Raw genomic sequence first — 18575 nt, 5'->3', positions numbered from 1 at the left:
ACTCAGCGGAAGGCCAGACCCTCGAAGGCGCCAGAGCGGCGCCAGCCATCGATGTACTTGAAGTAGGCGCTGGCGCCCTGGGGATAGCCGACATTGAGCTGCGCCGCGGGGCCCGGGTCCTGGCCCTCATTGTTGTAGTAGCCCGGCGTGCAGTCGGGCGCGCCCAGCATCCGACCCATGCCCGTCAGCAGCAGACTGACCCAGGCCTCCTGCGCCTGCGCCGTCACCTCCACCTCCTTGGCGCCCCGGTCGAGGGCGTGGCGGACGGTCATGGCGATGGTGCGGCCTGACTCCGTCAGATTGTGCGGGATGTTGGAGATCAGGTTGGCGCCCTGGGTCGGCTGGACGAAGAAGGCGTTGGGGAAGTCATGCACATGGATTCCGTGCAGGCTCTTCATCCCCTCGCCCCAGGCGTCCGACAGTTTCAGCCCGCCACGGCCGGTGAGGTCGAACCCCGCCCGCTGCTCGAAGGGCGTACCCACCTCAAAGCCCGAGGCGTAGATGATGCAGTCGACCTCATACTCGACGCCGCCGACCACGAAGCCCTTGGCCGTGATCGCCTCCACGCCCTTGCCGTCAGTGTCGATCAACTCCGTGCCGGGGGTGTTGAAGGCCTGCAGATAGGCGTCGTGGAAGCAGGGGCGCTTGCAGAGCTGGCGGTACCAGGCCTTGAGCTTCTGGGCGGTCTCGGTGTCCGACACGATGGCATCCACCCGACCGCGGATCTCCTCCATCTTCTCGAAATCAGAGTCTTCGAAGGCCGCCAGCATCTTGAACGGGGTCCGCTCTTCCGGCGGCAGTTCATTGATCCTGCTGCGGATCCGGCGGGACAGGTCGGTCCAGCCGTCCATCACCAGGTCCACTTCGGCCAGGCTCCCGCCCTGGTTGGCGGTGAAGTTCTCCAGCCAGCGCTGCTGCCAGCCGGGTTCGGCCACGGTCTTGAACCAGTCGGGATCAATCGGCGCATTGGCCCGAACATCCACCGAAGACGGGGTCCGCTGCACCACATAGAGGCTCTGGCAGGCCCGGGCGAGGTGCGGCACGACCTGTACCGAGGTGGCGCCGGTGCCGATGATCGCCACCCGCTTGTCGGCCAGCTTGTCCATCAGCCCGCCGCGGGGATCGCCGCCGGTATAGTCATAGTCCCACCGGCTGGTGTGGAAGGAATGGCCTTTGAAATCCTCGATGCCCGGAATGCCCGGCAGCTTGGGCACATGCAGCGGGCCGGTGCCGAGACCAATGAAGCTGGCGGTGAAGGCGTCGCCGCGGTTGGTGCGGATCAGCCAGCGGCTTTCGCCCTCGTCCCAGGACAGGTCCTCGACCTCGGTATGGAACAGCGCATTGTCATAGAGGCCATACTGGCGGCCGATCCGCTGGCACTGCTCAAGGATTTCGGGCGCATGAGCGTACTTCTCGCTCGGCATGTGCCCGGTTTCTTCGAGCAGCGGCATGTAGATCATCGAGGCCGTATCGCACTGGGCGCCGGGATAGCGGTTCCAGTACCAGGTGCCGCCGAAGTCGCCGCCCTTCTCGATAATCCGCACGTCGGTGACGCCGGCCTCCACCAGCCGCGCGCCGGTCACCAGGCCCGCAAACCCGCCGCCGATGAAGGCGAAGGTGACGTGATCGGTCTTGGGCTCGCGCTCCACCCGCGGGGTGTAGGGATCATCGAGATAGTCGGCGAAGCGGCCGCTCAGCCGGATGTACTGATCGTTGCCGTCGGCCCGCAGGCGCTTGTCCCGCTCGGCGACGTACTTGGCGAGCAGGGCCTGCTTGTCGACTGCCCGACCGGCCGAACCCGTCGATGTTTCAGAGCCCATGGTCGCATCCCCGGAATATTCTTATGCATCAGCAATATAGCCGTTGGGCGGACGTCGCTGACCGCGACGCCCGCCCCTTATGGCTTCGAATATAGAGTTTGCGCAGGGCCGGAGCCAAGCCTCTTGCGGGAAGGTCCCGCCGGCGTGGGGCCCTTAAGGCTTGGCCGGCGCCGCCGCCCTGGGATCGGTGGCGCAGGTGGCTACGCCATCGCGAATGGTGACGATGGTCGGCTTGCCTACGCCAGGGCGATAGGTGGTCTCCTGTTCGCCCACCTTGACCCGCACGAAGTCCGGGCCGGTGAAGTGGCAGGCCTGATAGACCCCGCCGCCGGGCAGGGCGGTCTTGTACAGCTCCACGCAGTTGGCGTGACCAAACCACCGGCCGAGCGTCACCCCCGCATAGTCGAAGCTCAACAGGTCGGGACGGCTCTTGGAAACCGGCAGGGCGCCCTCCCAGACCGGACATTCCGGTCCCTGTGGCGTCCAGCGTTCGGCCGCAGCGGTGCGCTGCTGGCCCAAGGCCGCGAGAACGCCGCCAATCAGCACCACAGCAGCCACGCCGACGACGGCCAGCATGGCGAAGCCGCGCCCCTTCTTGACCGGCGCGTCATACACATTCCTCGCCATCGCAGGCCTCCGTCGCGAACGAGGCCGCAAGGGGCCTTCTGACGCCGGGAATTGCAAGGGGGCTCTGTGCTTGCCAGGGGAAGCCGTGGTGGCTCGGAGATCGCTAGAGCCTGCCCTAGGCGCCTTGCGAGCACCAGCTGACCACCACCCGCCTTAGATCTTCACAAAGTCCGCGCTCTGGAAGGCCCCTGTCGCGGCCGGGAAGCCATGGTAGCTGGGGGCGGGCTCGAACCGCCGACCTGTGGGTTATGAATCCACCGCTCTAACCAGCTGAGCTACCCAGCCATGGGTTCGCGCCGCTGACGCGCGAGGCGCGGGTTATAGGGATTTCGGATCGACGCATCAAGCGGCTTGGGCGCAGCTCAAAGCGAGGCTAGGTTCGCGCCCGCATGAGCGTGCTTCATCTTCTGGGAACGGCCGGCGAAGGCGGGGCGGAGACCTATTTCGTCGACCTGGTCCTCGCGCTGGCTGGCGACGGGGTCGCGCAGGCCGCGGCCCTGCGTCCCCACCCCGTTCGGGAGCAGGCGCTGAGCGCGGCCGGCGTGGCGGTGGAGCGGTTCGGTTTTGGCGGTCCGCTGGACCTGATGACCCGGCGCAGAGTGGCGGGCTTTGCGCGCACGCAGAGCGTCACGGTGGCCATGGCCTGGATGAACCGTGCGGCAAGGCACACGCCCAAGGGACCTTGGGCGCGGATCGGTCGTCTGGGGGGCTACTACAATCTGAAATACTATGCCGGCTTCGACTTCCTGGTGGCCAATACCGAGGACATCGCCGAGTGGGTGGTGGGCCAGGGCTGGCCGGCGGGCCAGGTCGCCTATATCCCCAACTTCGCCCAGGCGCCGGCCGAGGCCGCGCCCGCTGACCGGGCCATCCTCGACACCCCGGCTGACGCCCCCCTGCTGCTGGCCATGGGCCGGCTGCACGAGGCCAAGGCCCATGACGTCACGCTGAACGCGCTCACCCGCCTGCCCGACGCCTATCTGTGGATCGCCGGCACGGGCCCGGAAGAGGCGCGGTTGAAGGCGCTCGCCGTGGCCCTGGGGGTGTCGTCCCGGGTGCGGTTCCTCGGCTGGCGCAACGACCCCTCAGCGCTCTACCGGGCGGCCGATGTCTGCGTCTTTCCCTCGCGGTTCGAACCTCTGGGCAATGTGGTGATCCAGGCCTGGGCGCACGGGCTGCCGGTGGCTGCGGCCGCCAGTCAGGGTCCTGGCGCCCTGATCCGCGAGGGCGAGGATGGCCTGCTGGTCCCCATCGACGACCCCGAGGCCTTGGCTACGGCCGTCCGCCGGCTGCTGGACGACCCCATGCTGCGCATCCGCCTGGCGCAGAACGGGCTTGATCGCGTGGAGGCCGATTTCTCGCAAGGTGCGGTGGTCGCCCAGTGGCGTGACCTCTTCGCCCGCTACGGGGCTGGCTGATGTGCGGCATCGCCGGGATCCTGGACGGCGAGATGTCCGCCCGCCCGCTGATCGAGGCCATGACCCACCGGGGTCCCGACGGAATCCGCGTGGAGGAGACGCCGGGACGCTCGCTGGCCCATGCGCGACTGTCGATCATCGACCTGGAGGGCGGCTGGCAGCCACTGCATGCGGCCGGCGGCGTCGTGATCGGCAATGGCGAGATCTACAACTATCTGGAGCTGGCCCAGGAGTTCGGCCTGGAAGACGCGCTGTCGACCGGCTCGGACTTTGAACCCCTGTTGCACCTCTACGCCCAGGAGGGCCCGGCCGCCTTTCAGCGCCTGCGGGGCATGTACGCCTTCTGCCTGATCGGGCCTGACGGCCGCACCTGGCTGGTCCGCGACCCCTTCGGCATCAAACCCCTCTATGTGATGGAGCTGGAGACCGGGCTGGCCTTCGCCTCGGAGGCCGGGGCCTTCGTCAAGGCGGGCCTCGCGCCGCCCGCCATCACCACCAATGGCGCCCGGGAGATGCTGGCCTTCAGCTACACCCTAGGCGAAGAGACCGCCCTTTATGGCGCTCGCCGCGTGGCGCCCGGCGCCATCATCGAGGTGGTGGACGGTCGACTTGTTCCCTACGCGGTCCGCCCCGCCCTGCCCTCGCCGCCCCCGCGCCGCCGTGGCGCTAGCGAAGCCGCCCTGCTGAAGCAGCTCGACGGGGTGCTGGAAGACAGCGTGCGGGTCCATCAGCGCGCCGACGTGCCCTATGGGCTGTTCCTGTCCGGCGGGATCGACTCCGCCGCGATCGCCACACTGATGGCCCGGCTCAACAGCCGGCCGGTCACCGCCTTCACCTGCGGCTTTGACGCGCCTGGCGCCCGGGACGAGCGGACCCAGGCCGAGCGGGTCGCCCGGGCGCTGAACCTGGACTGGCGGGAGACCACCTTCACGGAGGAGGACTTCTGGACCCTGTTGCCCCAGGTGGCGGCCGCCCTGGACGACCCCACCGCCGACTACGCCATCTTGCCCACCTTCAAGCTGGCCAAGGCGGCCAAGGGGACCCTGACCGTGGTCCTCACTGGCGAGGGGGGCGATGAGCTGTTCGGCGGCTATGGCCGCTATCGACGCGCCTTGCGCCCAGGATGGCTGGGGGGCCGCCCGGCCGAGCCCAGGGGCGTCCATCCTGAGCTGTTGGCGCGCTGGCGGGCCCAGGCCCGGCCGCCGGCCGGCCTGACGCGGCTGCAGCAGGCCCAGTACGCCGACATCGCCACCTGGCTGCCCAATGATCTCCTGACCAAGCTCGACCGCTGCCTTATGGCCCACGGCCTGGAAGGCCGAACGCCCTTCCTGGATCCCGTCGTCGCCGACTTCGCCTTCAGCCTGCCAGACCGGTTCAAGGTGCGCGGGCGCCACGGCAAGTGGCTGCTGCGCAAGTGGCTGGAGGGGGTCTGTCCGGCCGCCGCCCCCTGGGCCCGCAAACAGGGGTTCACCGTACCGGTGGAGGCCTGGATCGCGCCCCGCGCCCGAGCCATCGCCGAGCGCATCGCCGATGTGATCCCCATCGGCGTGGCGATCGGCGCGCATGAGGCCCAGCACGTGTTCCTAAATGAAAACGACTCGCGACGCTGGCCCCTGCTCTTCCTTGCGGTCTGGTCGCTCATACATGTGGACGGCGCCACGCCCCAGGAGGCCCTGGAGGCGGTGGTGGGAACGAACTGAGGCGTCTGCGTCTTCAAAGCTCGACCATAGGGAGATCCGTCCATGCGAAACCTGCTTCTCACCACCGCGCTCGCCGTGGTCCTGGCCGCCTGCGGCGGAACCGATGGCGCAGCCCAGTCTGCGGCCGGCCCCACGCCGGCTGGTCAGCCGTGGGAGACTCGGGCCGCGAACGCCCCGTCACAGACCCCCGCCTTCCCCGGCCAGACTCGCGCGCCGGAAGTCACCGCGAATGTCGCCTATGAGGTCGTCACTGTCGCCGAGGGCCTGGACAAACCCTGGGCCATCGCCTTCCTGCCGGACGGCCGCATGCTGGTGACCGAAAAGCCCGGGCGGCTGCGCATCGTCACCGCGCAAGGTCAGCTCTCGGCTCCGGTGAGCGGCCTGCCAGAGGTGGACGCCCGCGGCCAGGGCGGACTGCTGGACGTGGCTCTCGACCCTGAGTTCGCCCAGAACAATCTGATCTACTGGAGCTATGCCGAGCCTGGCGGGAACGGGACCAACACCACCGCCGTGGCTCGCGGCCAGCTGGTTGAGAACCCCGCCGGCGCGCGGATTGAAGGCGTCCAGGTTATCTTCCGGCAGGCGCCCGCCATGGCCTCGACCCTGCATTACGGAAATCGGCTGGTGTTCGACCGTGAAGGGCGACTGCTGATCGCCCTGGGCGAGCGCTCCATCATCGAAGGCCGGGTCCAATCCCAGGACCTGAGTTCCGCCCTCGGCAAGGTGGTCCGCATCAACCGCGACGGCTCCATCCCTGAGGACAACCCGTTCGTTGGTCGCGACCGGGTCCGGCCCGAAATTTTCGCGTCCGGCGTGCGCAACATTCAGGCCGCCGCCCTGCATCCCACCACCGGCCAGCTGTGGGAGATCGAGCATGGAGCCCGAGGCGGCGATGAGCTCAACATCATCGAGGCCGGCAAGGACTATGGCTGGCCGACCATCGCCTATGGGCTGGAGTACTCGGGCAAGGCGATCGGCGAGGGCCAGACAGCTCAGCCGGGCATGGAGCAGCCGGTCTATTACTGGGATCCCGTCATCGGCCCGTCTGGGATGGTCTTCTATCAGGGCGACCTGTTCCCGGCCTGGAAGGACAGCCTGTTCGTCGGCGCCCTCCGCGACAAGCATCTGGTCCGCTTGACTCTCGACGGTGATCGGGTGGCGGGCGAGGAACGCCTGGCCACTGACGTCAATGAGCGCATCCGCGAGGTCGAGGTCGGGCCCGACGGGGCCATCTACCTCGCCACCGACAGCGCCCAGGGCAAGATTTTGAAGCTGGTTCCAAAGGCGGACTGAGGGCCCACGGAGAGGCCCGCGCGAGCGGGCCTCGAAGGACGTAGACCGGCATGATGATGGGGGGCGTGGGCTACGCCTGCGCGAGCCCCAACCGACTGGCCACCTCTTCCCCGATCGCCAGGGAAGAGGTGAGGCCAGGGCTTTCGATGCCAAACAGGGTGACGAGGCCTTCGACCCCATGGGCCTCAGGTCCGTCGATCCGGAAGTCCGAATGGGGCTCGCCCGGGCCGTGCAGCTTGGGGCGGATGCCGGCATAGTCCGGGCTCAGGGCCTCATCCGGCAGGGCGGGCCAGAACCTGCGCACCGTGGCGTAGACGGCTTGCGCCGCGTCCGGCTCGACGCTGTAGTCGAGTTCATCGACGAAGATCAGATCCGGGCCAAACACCGCCTGCCCGCCCAGGTCCCGGCGATAGTGGGTGCCGAGCGCGCCGGGGATCGGCGGCGGATAGATCAGCCGGGCGAAGGGCGCCTTGCCCTGCAGGCGGAAGTAGCGCCCCTTGCCGTAGTAGCCCTTGGGGATTTCAGCCTTGGGAAAGCCCTCAATACGGCCCGCCACCGCCTGGGCTGAGAGGCCCGGCGCGGTGATCAGCAAACGCACAGTGAGCGTTGTCGGCTCGGCCCCGCCGGCCCGCACCTTCCAGCCGCCGGTGACCATGGGCTCGGCGCCTTCGAAGGGCGTGGAGACCACCACCGCGCCGCCCGCGGCCTCGATCTCACCCTGCAGGGCCAGCATGTAGCCGTGGCTGTCGAACACCCCGCTCTGGGGCGAGATCAGGGCTGCGTCGCAGGACAGGTCCGGCTCCAACGCGAGGGCCTGGGCCTTGGTGAGCAGGGCCATCTCCTCGACATCGTTGGTCTTGGCCTGGGCCAGGATCGGTTCGAGCCGGGCGACCTCCTCCGGCCCATTGGCCACCACCAGCTTGCCGCAGCGGTCGAAGGCCACGTTGCGGGCTTCCAGGAACGGATAGAGCATCCGCCGTCCCTGCACGCAGAGCCGGGCCTTCAGTGAGCCGGTGGGATAGTAGAGCCCCCCGTGGATCACCTCGGAATTGCGCGAGGAGACTCCTTGGCCAATGGCCAGGTCAGCCTCCAGCACCGCCACGGTCAGACCCCGACGGGCGAGCGCGTAACCACAGGCCAGGCCCACGGCGCCAGCTCCCACCACCAGGGCGTCGAAATCGAATTCAGCCATGGTCTCTGGCTACCGCGCGAGGGGGCGAAGGGAAACGGATTTCACGCCGTTCAGGCGCTGACCTGCGCGTCAGCCTTGTCCCACCGCGCCCACAGGGCCGCCCGCCTGGCCATCGCCGGGCCCACCGAGGCCTGCTTGATGTGGCCAAAGCCGCGGATGTCCTGCGGGACCTGGGCGATCTCGACGGCCAGGGCCAGGCGCTCAGGCGTGAGATCACGGGCGATCTTGTCGAGATCGGCCTCAAAGCCCTCGATCAGGCCGCGCTCCATCCGGCGTTCCTCGGAATAGCCGAACAGGTCGAGCGCCGTGCCTCGCAGCCCCTTGAGCTTCGCCAGCACCGGGAAGCCGTACGCCAGCATCCAGCCGCCAAAGGCGATCTTGCGGGGATGGCCCTGATCATCCTTGGCGCCCAGGATCGGCGGCGCCAGCCAGACCTTGGCCTTGCCCCCCTGGAAGCTCTGGCTGCGATAGGCGTCGAAGCGGCCATCGGCATAGAGGCGGGCGACCTCATACTCGTCCTTATAGGCCATCAGCTTGTAGAGATTGATGGCCACCGCCCGGGTCAGGGTCTCCGACCCCAGGGACGCCTCGGTGTGGGCGATGGCCTCGACGCGGGCCTGATATCGCATCGCGTAGGCCGCGTTCTGATAGGCCGCCAGCTCTCGGGTGCGGTGGGCGATCAGCTCTGGCAGCGGAAGGGTCTCGGGTGTCGCCACATCGGCGTCCCGTCGGCCACGGCTGGCGGGGTCGTGAGCCGCCCGGCGGCCCATTTCGAAGGCCTGCAGATTCTGCTCGGCGGCCACCCCGTTGAGCCTGATGGCGCGATAGAGGGCCCGGCTGGAGATCGGGATCACCCCCTTCTGCCAGGCGAAGCCCAGCATGATCATGTTGGCGTAGATGGCGTCGCCGAGTTCGCTCTCAGCCATGTGATGGGCCGGGGTCTCGTCATAGGCCTTGGCGGCCGCCGCGATCCGTCGGGCCATGCCGCCGGAGTCGAACCGCACGTCCCGGTCGGTGACGAAGTCGGCCGTCGGGGACAGGTCGGCGTTGCCAAAGGCGACGGTGCGGTCCTTGGCGTAGAGGGCCAGGGCGTCGGCGCCCGCCGCCACCATGACATCGCAGGCGATCAACACATGGGCGCTGGCCGCCGGCGTGCGGCCGCCGACGATGCTCGTCTCGTCCTCGCCGATGCGGACATGGCTGAACACCGCTCCGCCCTTCTGGGCCAGGCCGGTCATGTCGACGACGGAAGCCGCCTTGCCGTCCACATGGGCGGCCATGGCCAGGATCGAGGAGGTGGTCGTCACGCCCGTGCCGCCGACGCCAGTGAAGACGATGTTGCGCACCCCCGGCGAGGGCTCGAAGGTCGGCAGGGGCGTGGAGTCGGCCGTGAGCGCCGGCAGGCGCGCGGCGTGGGGATTTTCGGCCCCTTCCAGGGTGATGAAGGAGGGGCAGAAGCCGTCCAGGCAGGAATAGTCCTGGTTGCAGGTGGACTGGTTGATCTTCCGCTTGCGGCCGAACTCGGTGTTCAGCGGCTCCACCGACACGCAGTTGGAGGCTTTTGAACAGTCGCCGCAGCCCTCGCAGACCAGGGGATTGATCATCACCCGTTGCTCAGCCGCGGCCAGCTTGCCACGCTTGCGCCGCCGGCGCTTCTCAGTAGCGCAGACCTGGTCATAGAGCAGGACGGTGACACCGGACGTGTCGCGCAGGGTCCGCTGAACCGCCATCAGCTCGGCCCGCGGCTTGACCTCGACGCCAGGCGCCAGGTCGCGGACGCCGTCGTATCGGCTGGGGTCATCGGCGACGATGACCGTGCGGGCGACCCCTTCCGAGGCCAGCTGGCGGGTGATCTGGGCCGGCGTGAAGCCGCTTTCGGCCGCCTGGCCGCCGGTCATGGCCACGGCGTCGTTGAACAGCAGCTTGTAGGTGACGTTGGCCTGCGCGGCGACCGCCGCCCGGATGGCCAGCGAGCCAGAGTGGTTGTAGGTCCCGTCACCCAGATTGACGAAGACGTGCTTTTCCGTGGTGAACGGCGCGGCCCCGACCCAGCTCAACCCCTCCCCGCCCATGTGGCTGTTGAGGTCGGTATTGGGATCGGTGAAGCTGGCCATGTAGTGGCAGCCAATGCCGGCGAGCGCCCGGGAGCCTTCCGGCAGGCGGGTCGAGGTGTTGTGCGGGCAACCCGAGCAGAAGAAGGGCTTGCGCTGCTGGTCCGACGATAGGCTGACGGCGGCCACGCCGGCGGCCGAGACCCGGTTCAGATAGTCATAGACCCCGTCCATGTGCGGACCCGGCGGCAGACGGTCGGCGATGGCCAGCGCCACCTCGGCCACCGAAAGCGCGCCGAGATCCGACAGCAGGGGATGGCCCTGCTCGTCGGTCTTGCCGATGATCCTCGGCCGCGCCTGGGCCGGCAGGTCATAGAGGGCGGCGCGGGCCTGGCCCTCGATCAGGGGACGTTTGTGCTCGATGACCATCAGGGTCTCGAGACCGGCGGCGAAGGCGCGCAAGCCCGTGGGCTCCAGGGGCCAGGGCATGCCGATCTTGTAGATCGAGACCCCCAGGTCGGCGGCCTGGGCCGGACTGATCCCCATGGCGGCGAAGGCCTCGATCACGTCCTTATAGGCTTGGCCCTGGCAGGCGATGCCCAGTCGCGGGCGGGGCGAGGCCAGCGTCACCCGATCGATCCGATTGGCCCGGGCGAAGGCCAGGGCGGCTGGGATCTTGTAGCTCCGGAGCCGGCGCTCCTTGTCCATCGGCTGGTCCTTCAGCCGGATGCCCAGGCCCCCCGCCGGCATGTCGAAGCGGGGCAGGACAAAGCGGTGGCGGTCGAGCGCCACATCGATGGTCATGCCGGAATCCATGGTGTCGGCGAGCGCGATCAGCCCGACCCACAGCCCGGAAAAGCGCGACATGGCATAGGCCATCAGGCCGTAGTCCAGCACCTCCTGCACATCGGCCGGCGAAAGCACCGGCATCTCGAAGTCCTGGAAGGCGAACTCCGACTGGGACGGCAGGGTGGAGGACTTGCAGTTGTGGTCATCGCCGGCCACGGCGACGACGCCGCCCTGGGCCCAGGTCCCGGCGAAGTTGGCGTGCTTGAAGGCGTCGCCGGTGCGGTCGACGCCCGGCGCCTTGCCGTACCACATGCCGAACACGCCATCGTACTTGGCGCCGGGGAAGAGGTTGGCCTGCTGGCTGCCCCAGACGGCGGTGGCCGCCAGGTCCTCGTTCAGCCCCTCCTTGAACACCACCTGGGCGGCGTCGAGATGCTTGGACGCCCGGTGCGCCTGCTGGTCGAGGCCGCCGAGCGGCGAGCCGCGATAACCCGACAGGAACCCCGCCGTGCTGAGTCCCGCCGCCTCATCCAGCCGTCGCTGGTCCATCAGGACCCGCAGCAGGGCCTGGACCCCGGTGATGAAAACCCGACCCTCGTTGAGCAGAAACTTGTCGTCGAGCGTCACTTCTGTGTGCCGCATCGCAATATCTTTCCCTTTGGGGCTCCCTGTAGGCTTGCAAGATCATATAAGAACGCCGCAATTGCTTACCTAAGGCGTGCCCCTCACATCCGGTTCCAGGGCACGAAACGGGCGCATATGCGGAAAATCGGGGAGAAAAGCGTGCCTGAGACCCTTGATGCGGTTGATGCCAAGATCCTGGATCTGATTCAGCACGACGCCGGCTTGTCGGTGGCCGAGATCGCCGAGCGGGTCGGACTGTCCTCCAGCCCCTGCTGGCGCCGCATCAAACGCCTCGAGGACGCCGGCGTCATCCAGCGCCGGGTGACCATCCTGGACCGCGAGCGCCTGGGCCTGAACTTCGAGGTCTATTGCACCGTCAAGCTGTCCCTGCCGACCCGCGATAATCTTGACGCCTTCGAGACCGCCATCACCAAGCTGCACGAGGTGGTCCAGTGCGCCACCGTCACCGGCTCCGCCGACTATGAGTTGCGTATCGTCACCCGGGACATGCACGCCTTCGACAACTTCCTCCGCGACCAGATTCTGTCGCTGGGCCTCGTCTCCAACATCGAAAGCCGCATCGTCATCCGCGCGGTGAAGAACACAACGGCCGCGCCCCTCGGCCTGATCAGCCCCTATGTGAGCAGCCAGGGCTAGGAGCGCGCCGCCCATGACCGCAAGCCAGCGCATCGTCCTCTCCAGCGACCACGCCGCCATCCCCCTGCGCCAGGCCATCGCCGCCCATGTCGCGGCGAAAGGCTGGGAGGTGGTCGACATCGGACCCACCACCCCAGAGAGCACCGACTATCCCAAGCACGGCGAGGCTGCCGCCCGCCTTGTCGCCTCCGGCGACTGCGCGCTGGGCATCGTGGTGTGCGGGACCGGCCAGGGGATCATGATGGCCGCCAACAAGGTCAAGGGCGTGCGCTGCGGCGTCTGCGCCGACACCTTCTCGGCTCGCATGATCCGGGCGCATAATGACGCCAACATGCTGGCCCTCGGCGCCCGGGTGGTGGGCGAAGGCCTGGCCCTCGAAATCGTCGACGCCTTTCTGGGCGCCGAGTTCGAAGGCGGCCGTCACGCGGCGCGGGTGTCGATGATCAAGGCCCTGGAAGCCTAGCGAAGCTCGGCCAGGAAGGCTTCGTGGCTGGGGATGGTCGGATCAGTGAGGCCAACGGCCAGGGACTCGGCCTCCACGATCAGGTCGGCCAGCTCGTCGTTGAAGCCGGCCCCCAGGCGGCGCAGGGCCAGGCCCCGGGCGCGCACCAGAAGTAGGGCGGCCTGCGGATGACGCGCCGAGAGCCGCTCGGACCAGGCCGGCAGATCATTCCAGGACCCGCGCAGCTCCGCCCTTCGCCTCAGGATCAAGGCCGCGGCCTCGCGATGCGCCGGCCACTCCATGAGGAAGGCCAGGGCCCGCATCAGGTCCCCGTGGGCGGCGGCGATCGCGAAGGCGCGGTCGAGCGCCACCACGTCCTCGAAGTCTGCGAGCTTCGCCACCAGCGCCCGTAGCGCGTCTGGCGAGAGGCTACGTTCGAACAGCCGCCACCGGGCCGCATCGGCGGCGCTGACGTCCCCCTCGACCTCCAGGACGGCGATCTCGGCGGCGTACCAGGTCTCGCTCTGCGGCTCGGGTCCGGCGGCCTTGCCCCGGGCCGGGCGGGCTTGAGGGTTTGAGCCACGGGCGGCCTCCAGGGCCTCGCGAGCCGGGCCTGCCCGGCCGTCATCAGCCAGGCGCCGGGCGATCTCGGCGGCGATGTCCGGCTTCTTGCGGTCGGTCTCGGACAGGGAGAGGATCCAGGCGTCCGGGTCGCCGGCCCGGTCGGCGAGCCGGCGCACCACCAGGGCCAGGCGTCCAGTGGGCGGCGGCTTGCCTGACGTCAGATCGACCAGCAGGCGCCGCGCCAGGCCCGGGCTGAGCGCCCCGGCGCCGCGACCGATCCACACCGCCCACTCGCTCAGCCGTGTGGCCAGGGCCTCGCTCAAAGGCGGTCCGGCGACCTCTGGCCCCAGTTGCGAGGCCAGGGCGGCCAGATCGCTTGAGGCCGCGTCGAAGATTAAGGCCAGCTCCCCCTTGGGGTCCTGAACCCGGCGGGTCAGCGACGGATAGAGATCAAACCAGGCGACCAGACGGTCGAGCGCCAGGGCCGACTCCAGCCCCGCCAGCCGCTCGACGATCATGGCCAGGAGCATCTTCAGTTCGGCCAGCAGCTCCGGCCGCTTGCGCCAGGAGACCCGGGTCTTGCTGGCCTCCAGGGCGGTCAGGCGCTTGTCGAGCTCAAAGGCCAGGTCAGCGGCGCCGGTCTCGGCGGCCAGCTCCATCCGCAGGCGCCGCTTCAGGGCCGGGCCCGCCGTCTCCATCAGCAGGGCGGCCAGCCGCTCAGCCCCAAGGGCCGCCAGATTGGCCTCCGAGAGGGCCTTCTTCCCGCCTGCGGGGCGACGCGCCATCGCGTCTCACCCCACCCGGCGAAAGCGGACCCGGTCCTCGCCGGCGATCAGGAAGGCGTCAAACCCGGCGGCCCGCCACGCCTCGCGCTGGACGTGGGACGTGTCGGCCTCGGTGATATTGGCCCACCACTGGGGGCGACTGGCGCTGTTGGGCAGCATGGCCCCGAGCTTTCGCTCAATCTCTGCGAAGCTGAGCACAAACTCGTCGGCCTGCTGGCGTTTCAGGTGTTCCCGCAGAGGATCATATTTGCCCATCCCCCCTAGAACGCGGAAAAGCACCCCGTTGGCAAGGCGGCGTCGCAGCCACCGTCCCGTCGATGTTGACCAGGCCGCCCGTTTGTCTCACCACCGGCCCATGAGCAACCTGACCCGCCTTACGGGCCCCATGGCCGCCCCGGCCAGCGGCCGCGATCCGCAGTCGCTGGTGATCCTGCTGCACGGCTACGGCTCCAACGGCGCCGACCTGATGGGGCTTGTCCCCTATTGGCGAGAGGCCCTGCCCGACACCGCCTTCATGGCCCCCAATGCGCCAGAGCCGTGCCCCGCCGCGCCGGGCGGCTATCAGTGGTGGGCGCTCACGGACCTCGGACGGGAGAGTCGGGCCGCCGGCGTGCGCCAGGCCGCACCCCTGGTGAACGCCTTCATCGACATGCACCGGGCCGCCCATGACCTGCCCAACAGCAAGGTCGCCCTGGTGGGCTTCAGCCAGGGGACCATGATGGCCCTGCACGTCGCCCCCCGCCGCCCCGAGACCCTGGCCGGCGTGGTCGGCTATTCCGGGATGCTGGCCGACGCCGAGGCCTTGCAGTCTGAGATGAAGACCAGGCCGCCCCTGCTGCTGGTCCACGGGGACGCCGACACCATGGTGCCCTTCGCCGCCCTGGGACAGGCGAAGACGGACCTCCAGGCCCTGGACTTCGACATCACCACCCACACCGCCCCAGGCCTCGGCCACAGCATCGATGAGACCGGCCTGAGGCTGGGCGGCGACTTCCTGGCGCGGGCGCTGCGCGGGGCTGAGTAGGGGCGGCCGCGCCTTAGAGTTCGCGGCCCAGGCGCTTTTCGACCTGCCGCTTCTCCCAGTCGCCGTTCAGGAACGGGAAGATGTCGAACACCGACGCCGCATGGGCGGCCACGCCCAGCCCCCAGCCGAGCGCGGGCCAGACGAACCACCAATAGCCCGGCTGGCCGATCAGGTTGATCAGGGCGAGGAAGGGGATGACGACGCCGTACTGTGCGAGGTGGACATAGAACCCCTTCAGCTTGCGCACCTGGGCCAGGGCCAGGGCCTCGTCGGTTCTGACGGTCTCAGTACTGGGCTTGTCCATGTCGGGCTCCGAGAGTTGGGAGATTTCAATCTCAAAGACCGCCGCCAAGGCGTTCAGGGACTCCAGGCTGCCCGTCTGGCCGCGCTCCAGCCTCTGGACCGTGCGCACGCTGAGCCCGGACACTTCGGCAAGCTGCTCCTGTGACCAGCCCCGCTGCAACCTCAGTTTCTGGATCAACACGCGCCCATTCCCCTTGTCGGCGATCGCTCCGAACCTGCCGCCTTGGCGCATTCAGCCGCCACGACAGCCCCCCGTCAACGACCTGACAGCACCCGTCGGCAGGGCGACAAGGCCGGGTGGCGTCCCTATGTTCTTATCCTCAACCCTTACTGGAGCCGCCCATGATCGATCTCGTCATTGACCAGCGCCGCAAGGATCTCGGGGGCTTTGAGGTGGGGCGGGTGCTGCCCTATGGGCGCCGACGGATGGTCGGGCCGTTCATCTTCTTCGACCACATGGGGCCAGCGCGGTTTGATCCGGGCTTTCCAGGCAATGTTGACGTGCGGCCCCATCCGCATATCGGCCTGTCGACGCTCTCCTATCTGTTCGATGGCCAGATGACCCACCGCGACAGCGTGGGCGCGGTGCAGGAGATCAAGCCCGGCGAGGTCAACTGGATGACGGCGGGCAAGGGCATCACCCATTCGGAGCGCTTCGAGCATCTGCGCAGCCATGGGGGCCGGATGGACGGCATCCAGGCCTGGTTGGCCCTGCCCAACGCGCAGGAGGAGATCGACCCCAGCTTCGTTCACTTTGGCGCTGAGGACCTTGTGACCCATGCGGAGGCCGACGGGCTGAAGGCTGTGCTGATCGCCGGTGAGGCCTTTGGCGCGAAGTCCAAGGTCCCCGTGCATTCGCCGCTGTTCTACGTCCACTGGACCCTGCCGGCCGGCGTCCGCGGGCAGCTGCCGGCTGAATATCCCGAGCGGGCGGCCTATGTCGCCCGGGGCGAGGTGGAAGTGGACGGCCACACCTATGGCGAGGGCAAGATGCTGGTCTTCGCCCCTGGCCAGCCGGTGCTGTTCACAGCGGTCACCGACGCGATCGTCATGCTGCTCGGCGGCGAGCCGGTGGGCGAGCGGTTCATCGAATGGAACTTTGTCTCGTCTTCCAAGGACCGGATCGAGCAGGCCAAGGCCGACTGGCGGGCCGGCCGCATGAAGCTGCCCGACGCCGACGACGGCGAGTTCATCCCCCTGCCCGGCGATCCGCCGCCGGAAGCCAATCCCATGTCGTGACGCAAAAAAGGCCCGGGGCGAAACCCCGGGCCTTGGTCGTTGCGGTCAGATCAGATCAGGCCGCGCTGAGACGCCAGCCGCCGCCGGCTTCCGGACAGGCGGTGTAGCGCTCGGTGGTGGCCCGGCCCATGCGGGGCTGGATGGTCTGCTGGATCACCTTGCAGTTGACGCTGGCATAGCCGCCGCCACTGGCGACAGGCTGGACCACCCATTCGGCGACATAGCCGGCGATGTAGCCGTTCTGCTCCACCAGCAGCCAGCGGTCGCCCGCCACCCGGCCAGCGACGTTGAAGGTCTGGCCGCCGCGAAGCTGGCCCACCACTGCGGCGTTGGCCGTCGGCGAGGCGCGCATATTGACGGTGTTGCGGGTCGTGTATTGGGCGTTGGTCGGCTCGAACGAGGTCCGAAGGGGCTGGGCCCGGCCGCTGAAGCGCAGGTTCGCCGCCGAGGTCGGCTGGCCAAAGGTCGCGCCAGCGCTCGCGCCGCCGCCGTAATTGGCGTTGAGGATATCGACCCGGCCGGTGGATCCGGTGGTGGGATCGTTCCAGGTCTGGCTCTGATTGGTGTTCAGCGCGGCCTCAAAGGCGGTGCGGGCGCGCTGCTGTTCGCTCACCTGCATGCGGCAGCCGATCCAGGACCCGGCCGCGGCGCCCAGACCAGCGCCGAGGACCGCGCCCAGGGCGCGTTCGTTCTTGCTGACCTGGCTGCCGAGCAGAGCTCCGGCGACGCCGCCCAGCAGGGCGCCCGTTTCCTGGCGCTGACCGCTGGCGTCACAGTTGAAGAAGTTGCCAAGCGGCGTTCCGGCCGCCTGGGCCGAGGCCAGCCCAGGGGCGGATGAGAGGGCGAGAGCGGCGACCAGTGAATAGGCGATAGGGCGCATGGGACTGTCTCTTCGTTGTTAGGCCAGCATAACGCATCGCGGCGCCATTAGCTCCACAGCAAAGCTGACCCTTGACCGTTTATGCGATTCATTCTCATTATCTGAGGCTGATCTGAGCCGGGAGAGACACGATGATGCTGCGGATGACCGGAGACGCGATGCTGGTGCGCCTGATGCAGCTGGACCGGTCGCCCGGCCCGTCTACTGCGGCGCGACCGCCCCGCCCGCCGTCCTTCACTCCGCCAGCGCCTTGCGGGTCTGCTCCCAGTACTGGGCGCCGGTGATCACCGTCACCAGGGCCGCCAGCCAGAACAGGGTGTGCGCCACCAGGCTCGCCGGACCCAGGAGTTCGGGCGTGTGCGGCAGGCCAAACGCGCCCCAGCTGGCCACGAACAGCTCGGCGGCGAGCGCGGTCATCTGCAGGGCGGTCTTCCACTTGGCCAGCATGGTGACAGGCAGGACCACGCCCTTGCCGGCGCCGACCTCGCGCAGGGCGCTCACCGTGAACTCCCGGAAGAGGATCAGGCCGGCCGGCAGCAGAACCAGGGGGTGGGGGCCGAGCGACATCAGACCCAGAACCGCGCCGCAGACCAGGACCTTGTCGCCGATCGGATCGAGGATCGAGCCCCAGACCGTCACCGCATCGTATTTGCGCGCCAGCCAGCCGTCGAACCAGTCGGTCACCGCAGCCACCACGAAGGCGTAGAAGGCCCACCGCTGCAGGGCGAACTGCGCCTCAAGGGTCAGGCGCTCGCTGACCCAGGGGGTGGCGCCTGCCGCCGTGGCCAGGGCCACGAACATGAACAGCGCCAGCACCAGGCGCATGGAGGTCAGGATGTTCGGGAGGGCTTTCATCACGGGCCTTGAATTGTCGTTCAGGTGAGTTCGACGGCCTTGGTGGCCTTGTTGAACACGCAGATGCGTTTGTCATCGCCCTCCCGCAGGACAGCGATTCCATAGGATGGCGAGCCGAAGGGATGGGTGACCACTTCGGGGTTTCTCATACCCTGGGCCCTTGCGGCGGCCAGACAGGCGCCACGCACCTCGGTGCGGAAATCCGCCCAGGCGTCGGGCGAGCTGGCCAGGGCCGACCCGGAGAGGGCGGCGGTCGCGGCGGCGGCGATCAGGCTGAGGCGAAGGAGCAAGCGCGTCTCCGTACAGATAATC

General features: G+C 68.5%; 17 protein-coding genes and 1 tRNA gene. 7 read left to right on the top strand and 11 right to left on the bottom strand.

The annotated features are described in order from the left end of the window. Window positions 1-2 precede the first annotated feature (2 nt). The 3 genes from Q8K84_RS13255 to Q8K84_RS13245 all read right to left on the bottom strand — a co-directional run bounded on the left by Q8K84_RS13255 (window position 3) and on the right by Q8K84_RS13245 (window position 2732). A complete protein-coding gene (locus tag Q8K84_RS13255) occupies window positions 3-1820 on the bottom strand; it encodes an NAD(P)/FAD-dependent oxidoreductase (protein WP_305283160.1) in 1818 nt (605 codons plus the stop codon). 153 nt (window positions 1821-1973) lie between these two features. Further along, window positions 1974-2447 carry a hypothetical protein gene (locus Q8K84_RS13250; RefSeq protein ID WP_305283159.1) on the bottom strand — a complete coding sequence of 158 codons (474 nt, stop codon included), beginning with the start codon at window positions 2445-2447 and terminating at the stop codon, window positions 1974-1976. Window positions 2448-2655: 208 nt separating this feature from the next. Then, window positions 2656-2732, bottom strand: a tRNA-Met gene (locus Q8K84_RS13245). Window positions 2733-2836: 104 nt separating this feature from the next. Between Q8K84_RS13245 and Q8K84_RS13240 the strand changes: the two genes are divergently transcribed. The 3 genes from Q8K84_RS13240 to Q8K84_RS13230 are packed head-to-tail and all read left to right on the top strand — an operon-like array spanning window position 2837 to window position 6858. Further along, a complete protein-coding gene (locus Q8K84_RS13240; RefSeq protein WP_305283158.1) occupies window positions 2837-3865 on the top strand; it encodes a glycosyltransferase in 1029 nt (342 codons plus the stop codon). Then, window positions 3865-5565 carry an asparagine synthase (glutamine-hydrolyzing) gene (gene asnB, locus Q8K84_RS13235; protein ID WP_305283157.1) on the top strand — a complete coding sequence of 567 codons (1701 nt, stop codon included), beginning with the start codon at window positions 3865-3867 and terminating at the stop codon, window positions 5563-5565. The genes Q8K84_RS13240 and asnB overlap by 1 nt, the downstream gene beginning before the upstream one ends. Window positions 5566-5607: 42 nt before the next feature. After that, the gene (locus Q8K84_RS13230) at window positions 5608-6858 is read left to right on the top strand and encodes a PQQ-dependent sugar dehydrogenase (RefSeq protein ID WP_305283156.1); all 1251 of its coding nucleotides are present in this window, start codon (window positions 5608-5610) and stop codon (window positions 6856-6858) included. Window positions 6859-6928: 70 nt separating this feature from the next. Here Q8K84_RS13230 and Q8K84_RS13225 read toward each other — a convergent pair whose 3' ends face one another. Both Q8K84_RS13225 and Q8K84_RS13220 read right to left on the bottom strand, forming a co-directional pair. Continuing rightward, the gene (locus Q8K84_RS13225; protein ID WP_305283155.1) at window positions 6929-8050 is read right to left on the bottom strand and encodes an NAD(P)/FAD-dependent oxidoreductase; all 1122 of its coding nucleotides are present in this window, start codon (window positions 8048-8050) and stop codon (window positions 6929-6931) included. A 50-nt stretch (window positions 8051-8100) separates the two neighbouring features. Then, the gene (locus Q8K84_RS13220; RefSeq protein WP_305283154.1) at window positions 8101-11532 is read right to left on the bottom strand and encodes an indolepyruvate ferredoxin oxidoreductase family protein; all 3432 of its coding nucleotides are present in this window, start codon (window positions 11530-11532) and stop codon (window positions 8101-8103) included. Window positions 11533-11673: 141 nt separating this feature from the next. Between Q8K84_RS13220 and Q8K84_RS13215 the strand changes: the two genes are divergently transcribed. Together Q8K84_RS13215 and rpiB are read left to right on the top strand one after the other, a co-directional pair. Continuing rightward, the gene (locus Q8K84_RS13215) at window positions 11674-12171 is read left to right on the top strand and encodes an Lrp/AsnC family transcriptional regulator (protein WP_300575567.1); all 498 of its coding nucleotides are present in this window, start codon (window positions 11674-11676) and stop codon (window positions 12169-12171) included. Window positions 12172-12184: 13 nt separating this feature from the next. After that, window positions 12185-12634: a ribose 5-phosphate isomerase B gene (gene rpiB / locus Q8K84_RS13210; RefSeq protein WP_305283153.1), complete on the top strand. Its 450-nt coding sequence runs from the start codon at window positions 12185-12187 to the stop codon at window positions 12632-12634. Here rpiB and Q8K84_RS13205 read toward each other — a convergent pair. Then, on the bottom strand, window positions 12631-13962 hold the full coding sequence (locus tag Q8K84_RS13205; RefSeq protein ID WP_305283152.1) for a DUF6880 family protein: 1332 nt from the start codon (window positions 13960-13962) through the stop codon (window positions 12631-12633). The genes rpiB and Q8K84_RS13205 overlap by 4 nt on opposite strands. Before the next feature lie 6 nt (window positions 13963-13968). Beyond that, window positions 13969-14217, bottom strand: a complete 249-nt coding sequence (locus Q8K84_RS13200; RefSeq protein WP_305283151.1) for a hypothetical protein — start codon at window positions 14215-14217, stop codon at window positions 13969-13971. A 100-nt stretch (window positions 14218-14317) separates the two neighbouring features. Here Q8K84_RS13200 and Q8K84_RS13195 point away from each other — a divergent pair, with 100 nt between their 5' ends. After that, entirely contained in the window at window positions 14318-14986 is a 669-nt protein-coding gene (locus Q8K84_RS13195) for an alpha/beta hydrolase (protein WP_305283150.1), read from the top strand. Between the two features lie 13 nt (window positions 14987-14999). On the opposite strand, the gene Q8K84_RS13190 is transcribed toward Q8K84_RS13195, so the two are convergent. Further along, window positions 15000-15467, bottom strand: coding sequence for a 2TM domain-containing protein (locus Q8K84_RS13190; protein ID WP_305283149.1), 468 nt, complete (start codon window positions 15465-15467; stop codon window positions 15000-15002). A gap of 164 nt (window positions 15468-15631) precedes the next feature. Here Q8K84_RS13190 and Q8K84_RS13185 point away from each other — a divergent pair, with 164 nt between their 5' ends. Continuing rightward, window positions 15632-16528: a pirin family protein gene (locus Q8K84_RS13185; protein WP_305283148.1), complete on the top strand. Its 897-nt coding sequence runs from the start codon at window positions 15632-15634 to the stop codon at window positions 16526-16528. A gap of 55 nt (window positions 16529-16583) precedes the next feature. Here Q8K84_RS13185 and Q8K84_RS13180 read toward each other — a convergent pair whose 3' ends face one another. From Q8K84_RS13180 to Q8K84_RS13170, 3 genes are all read right to left on the bottom strand, one after another. Further along, complete coding sequence (locus Q8K84_RS13180; RefSeq protein WP_305283147.1) at window positions 16584-17408, bottom strand: SH3 domain-containing protein; 825 nt, start codon at window positions 17406-17408, stop codon at window positions 16584-16586. Between the two features lie 234 nt (window positions 17409-17642). Next, window positions 17643-18263, bottom strand: a complete 621-nt coding sequence (pgsA, locus tag Q8K84_RS13175; protein WP_305283146.1) for a CDP-diacylglycerol--glycerol-3-phosphate 3-phosphatidyltransferase — start codon at window positions 18261-18263, stop codon at window positions 17643-17645. 20 nt (window positions 18264-18283) lie between these two features. Then, window positions 18284-18553, bottom strand: coding sequence for a hypothetical protein (locus Q8K84_RS13170; RefSeq protein ID WP_305283145.1), 270 nt, complete (start codon window positions 18551-18553; stop codon window positions 18284-18286). Window positions 18554-18575 lie beyond the last annotated feature (22 nt).

The organism is Phenylobacterium sp. (assembly GCF_030679875.1).
Classification (GTDB): domain Bacteria; phylum Pseudomonadota; class Alphaproteobacteria; order Caulobacterales; family Caulobacteraceae; genus Phenylobacterium.
Note: the sequence above shows the minus strand (reverse complement) of the source record. Positions and strands in the feature narration are given on the sequence as shown.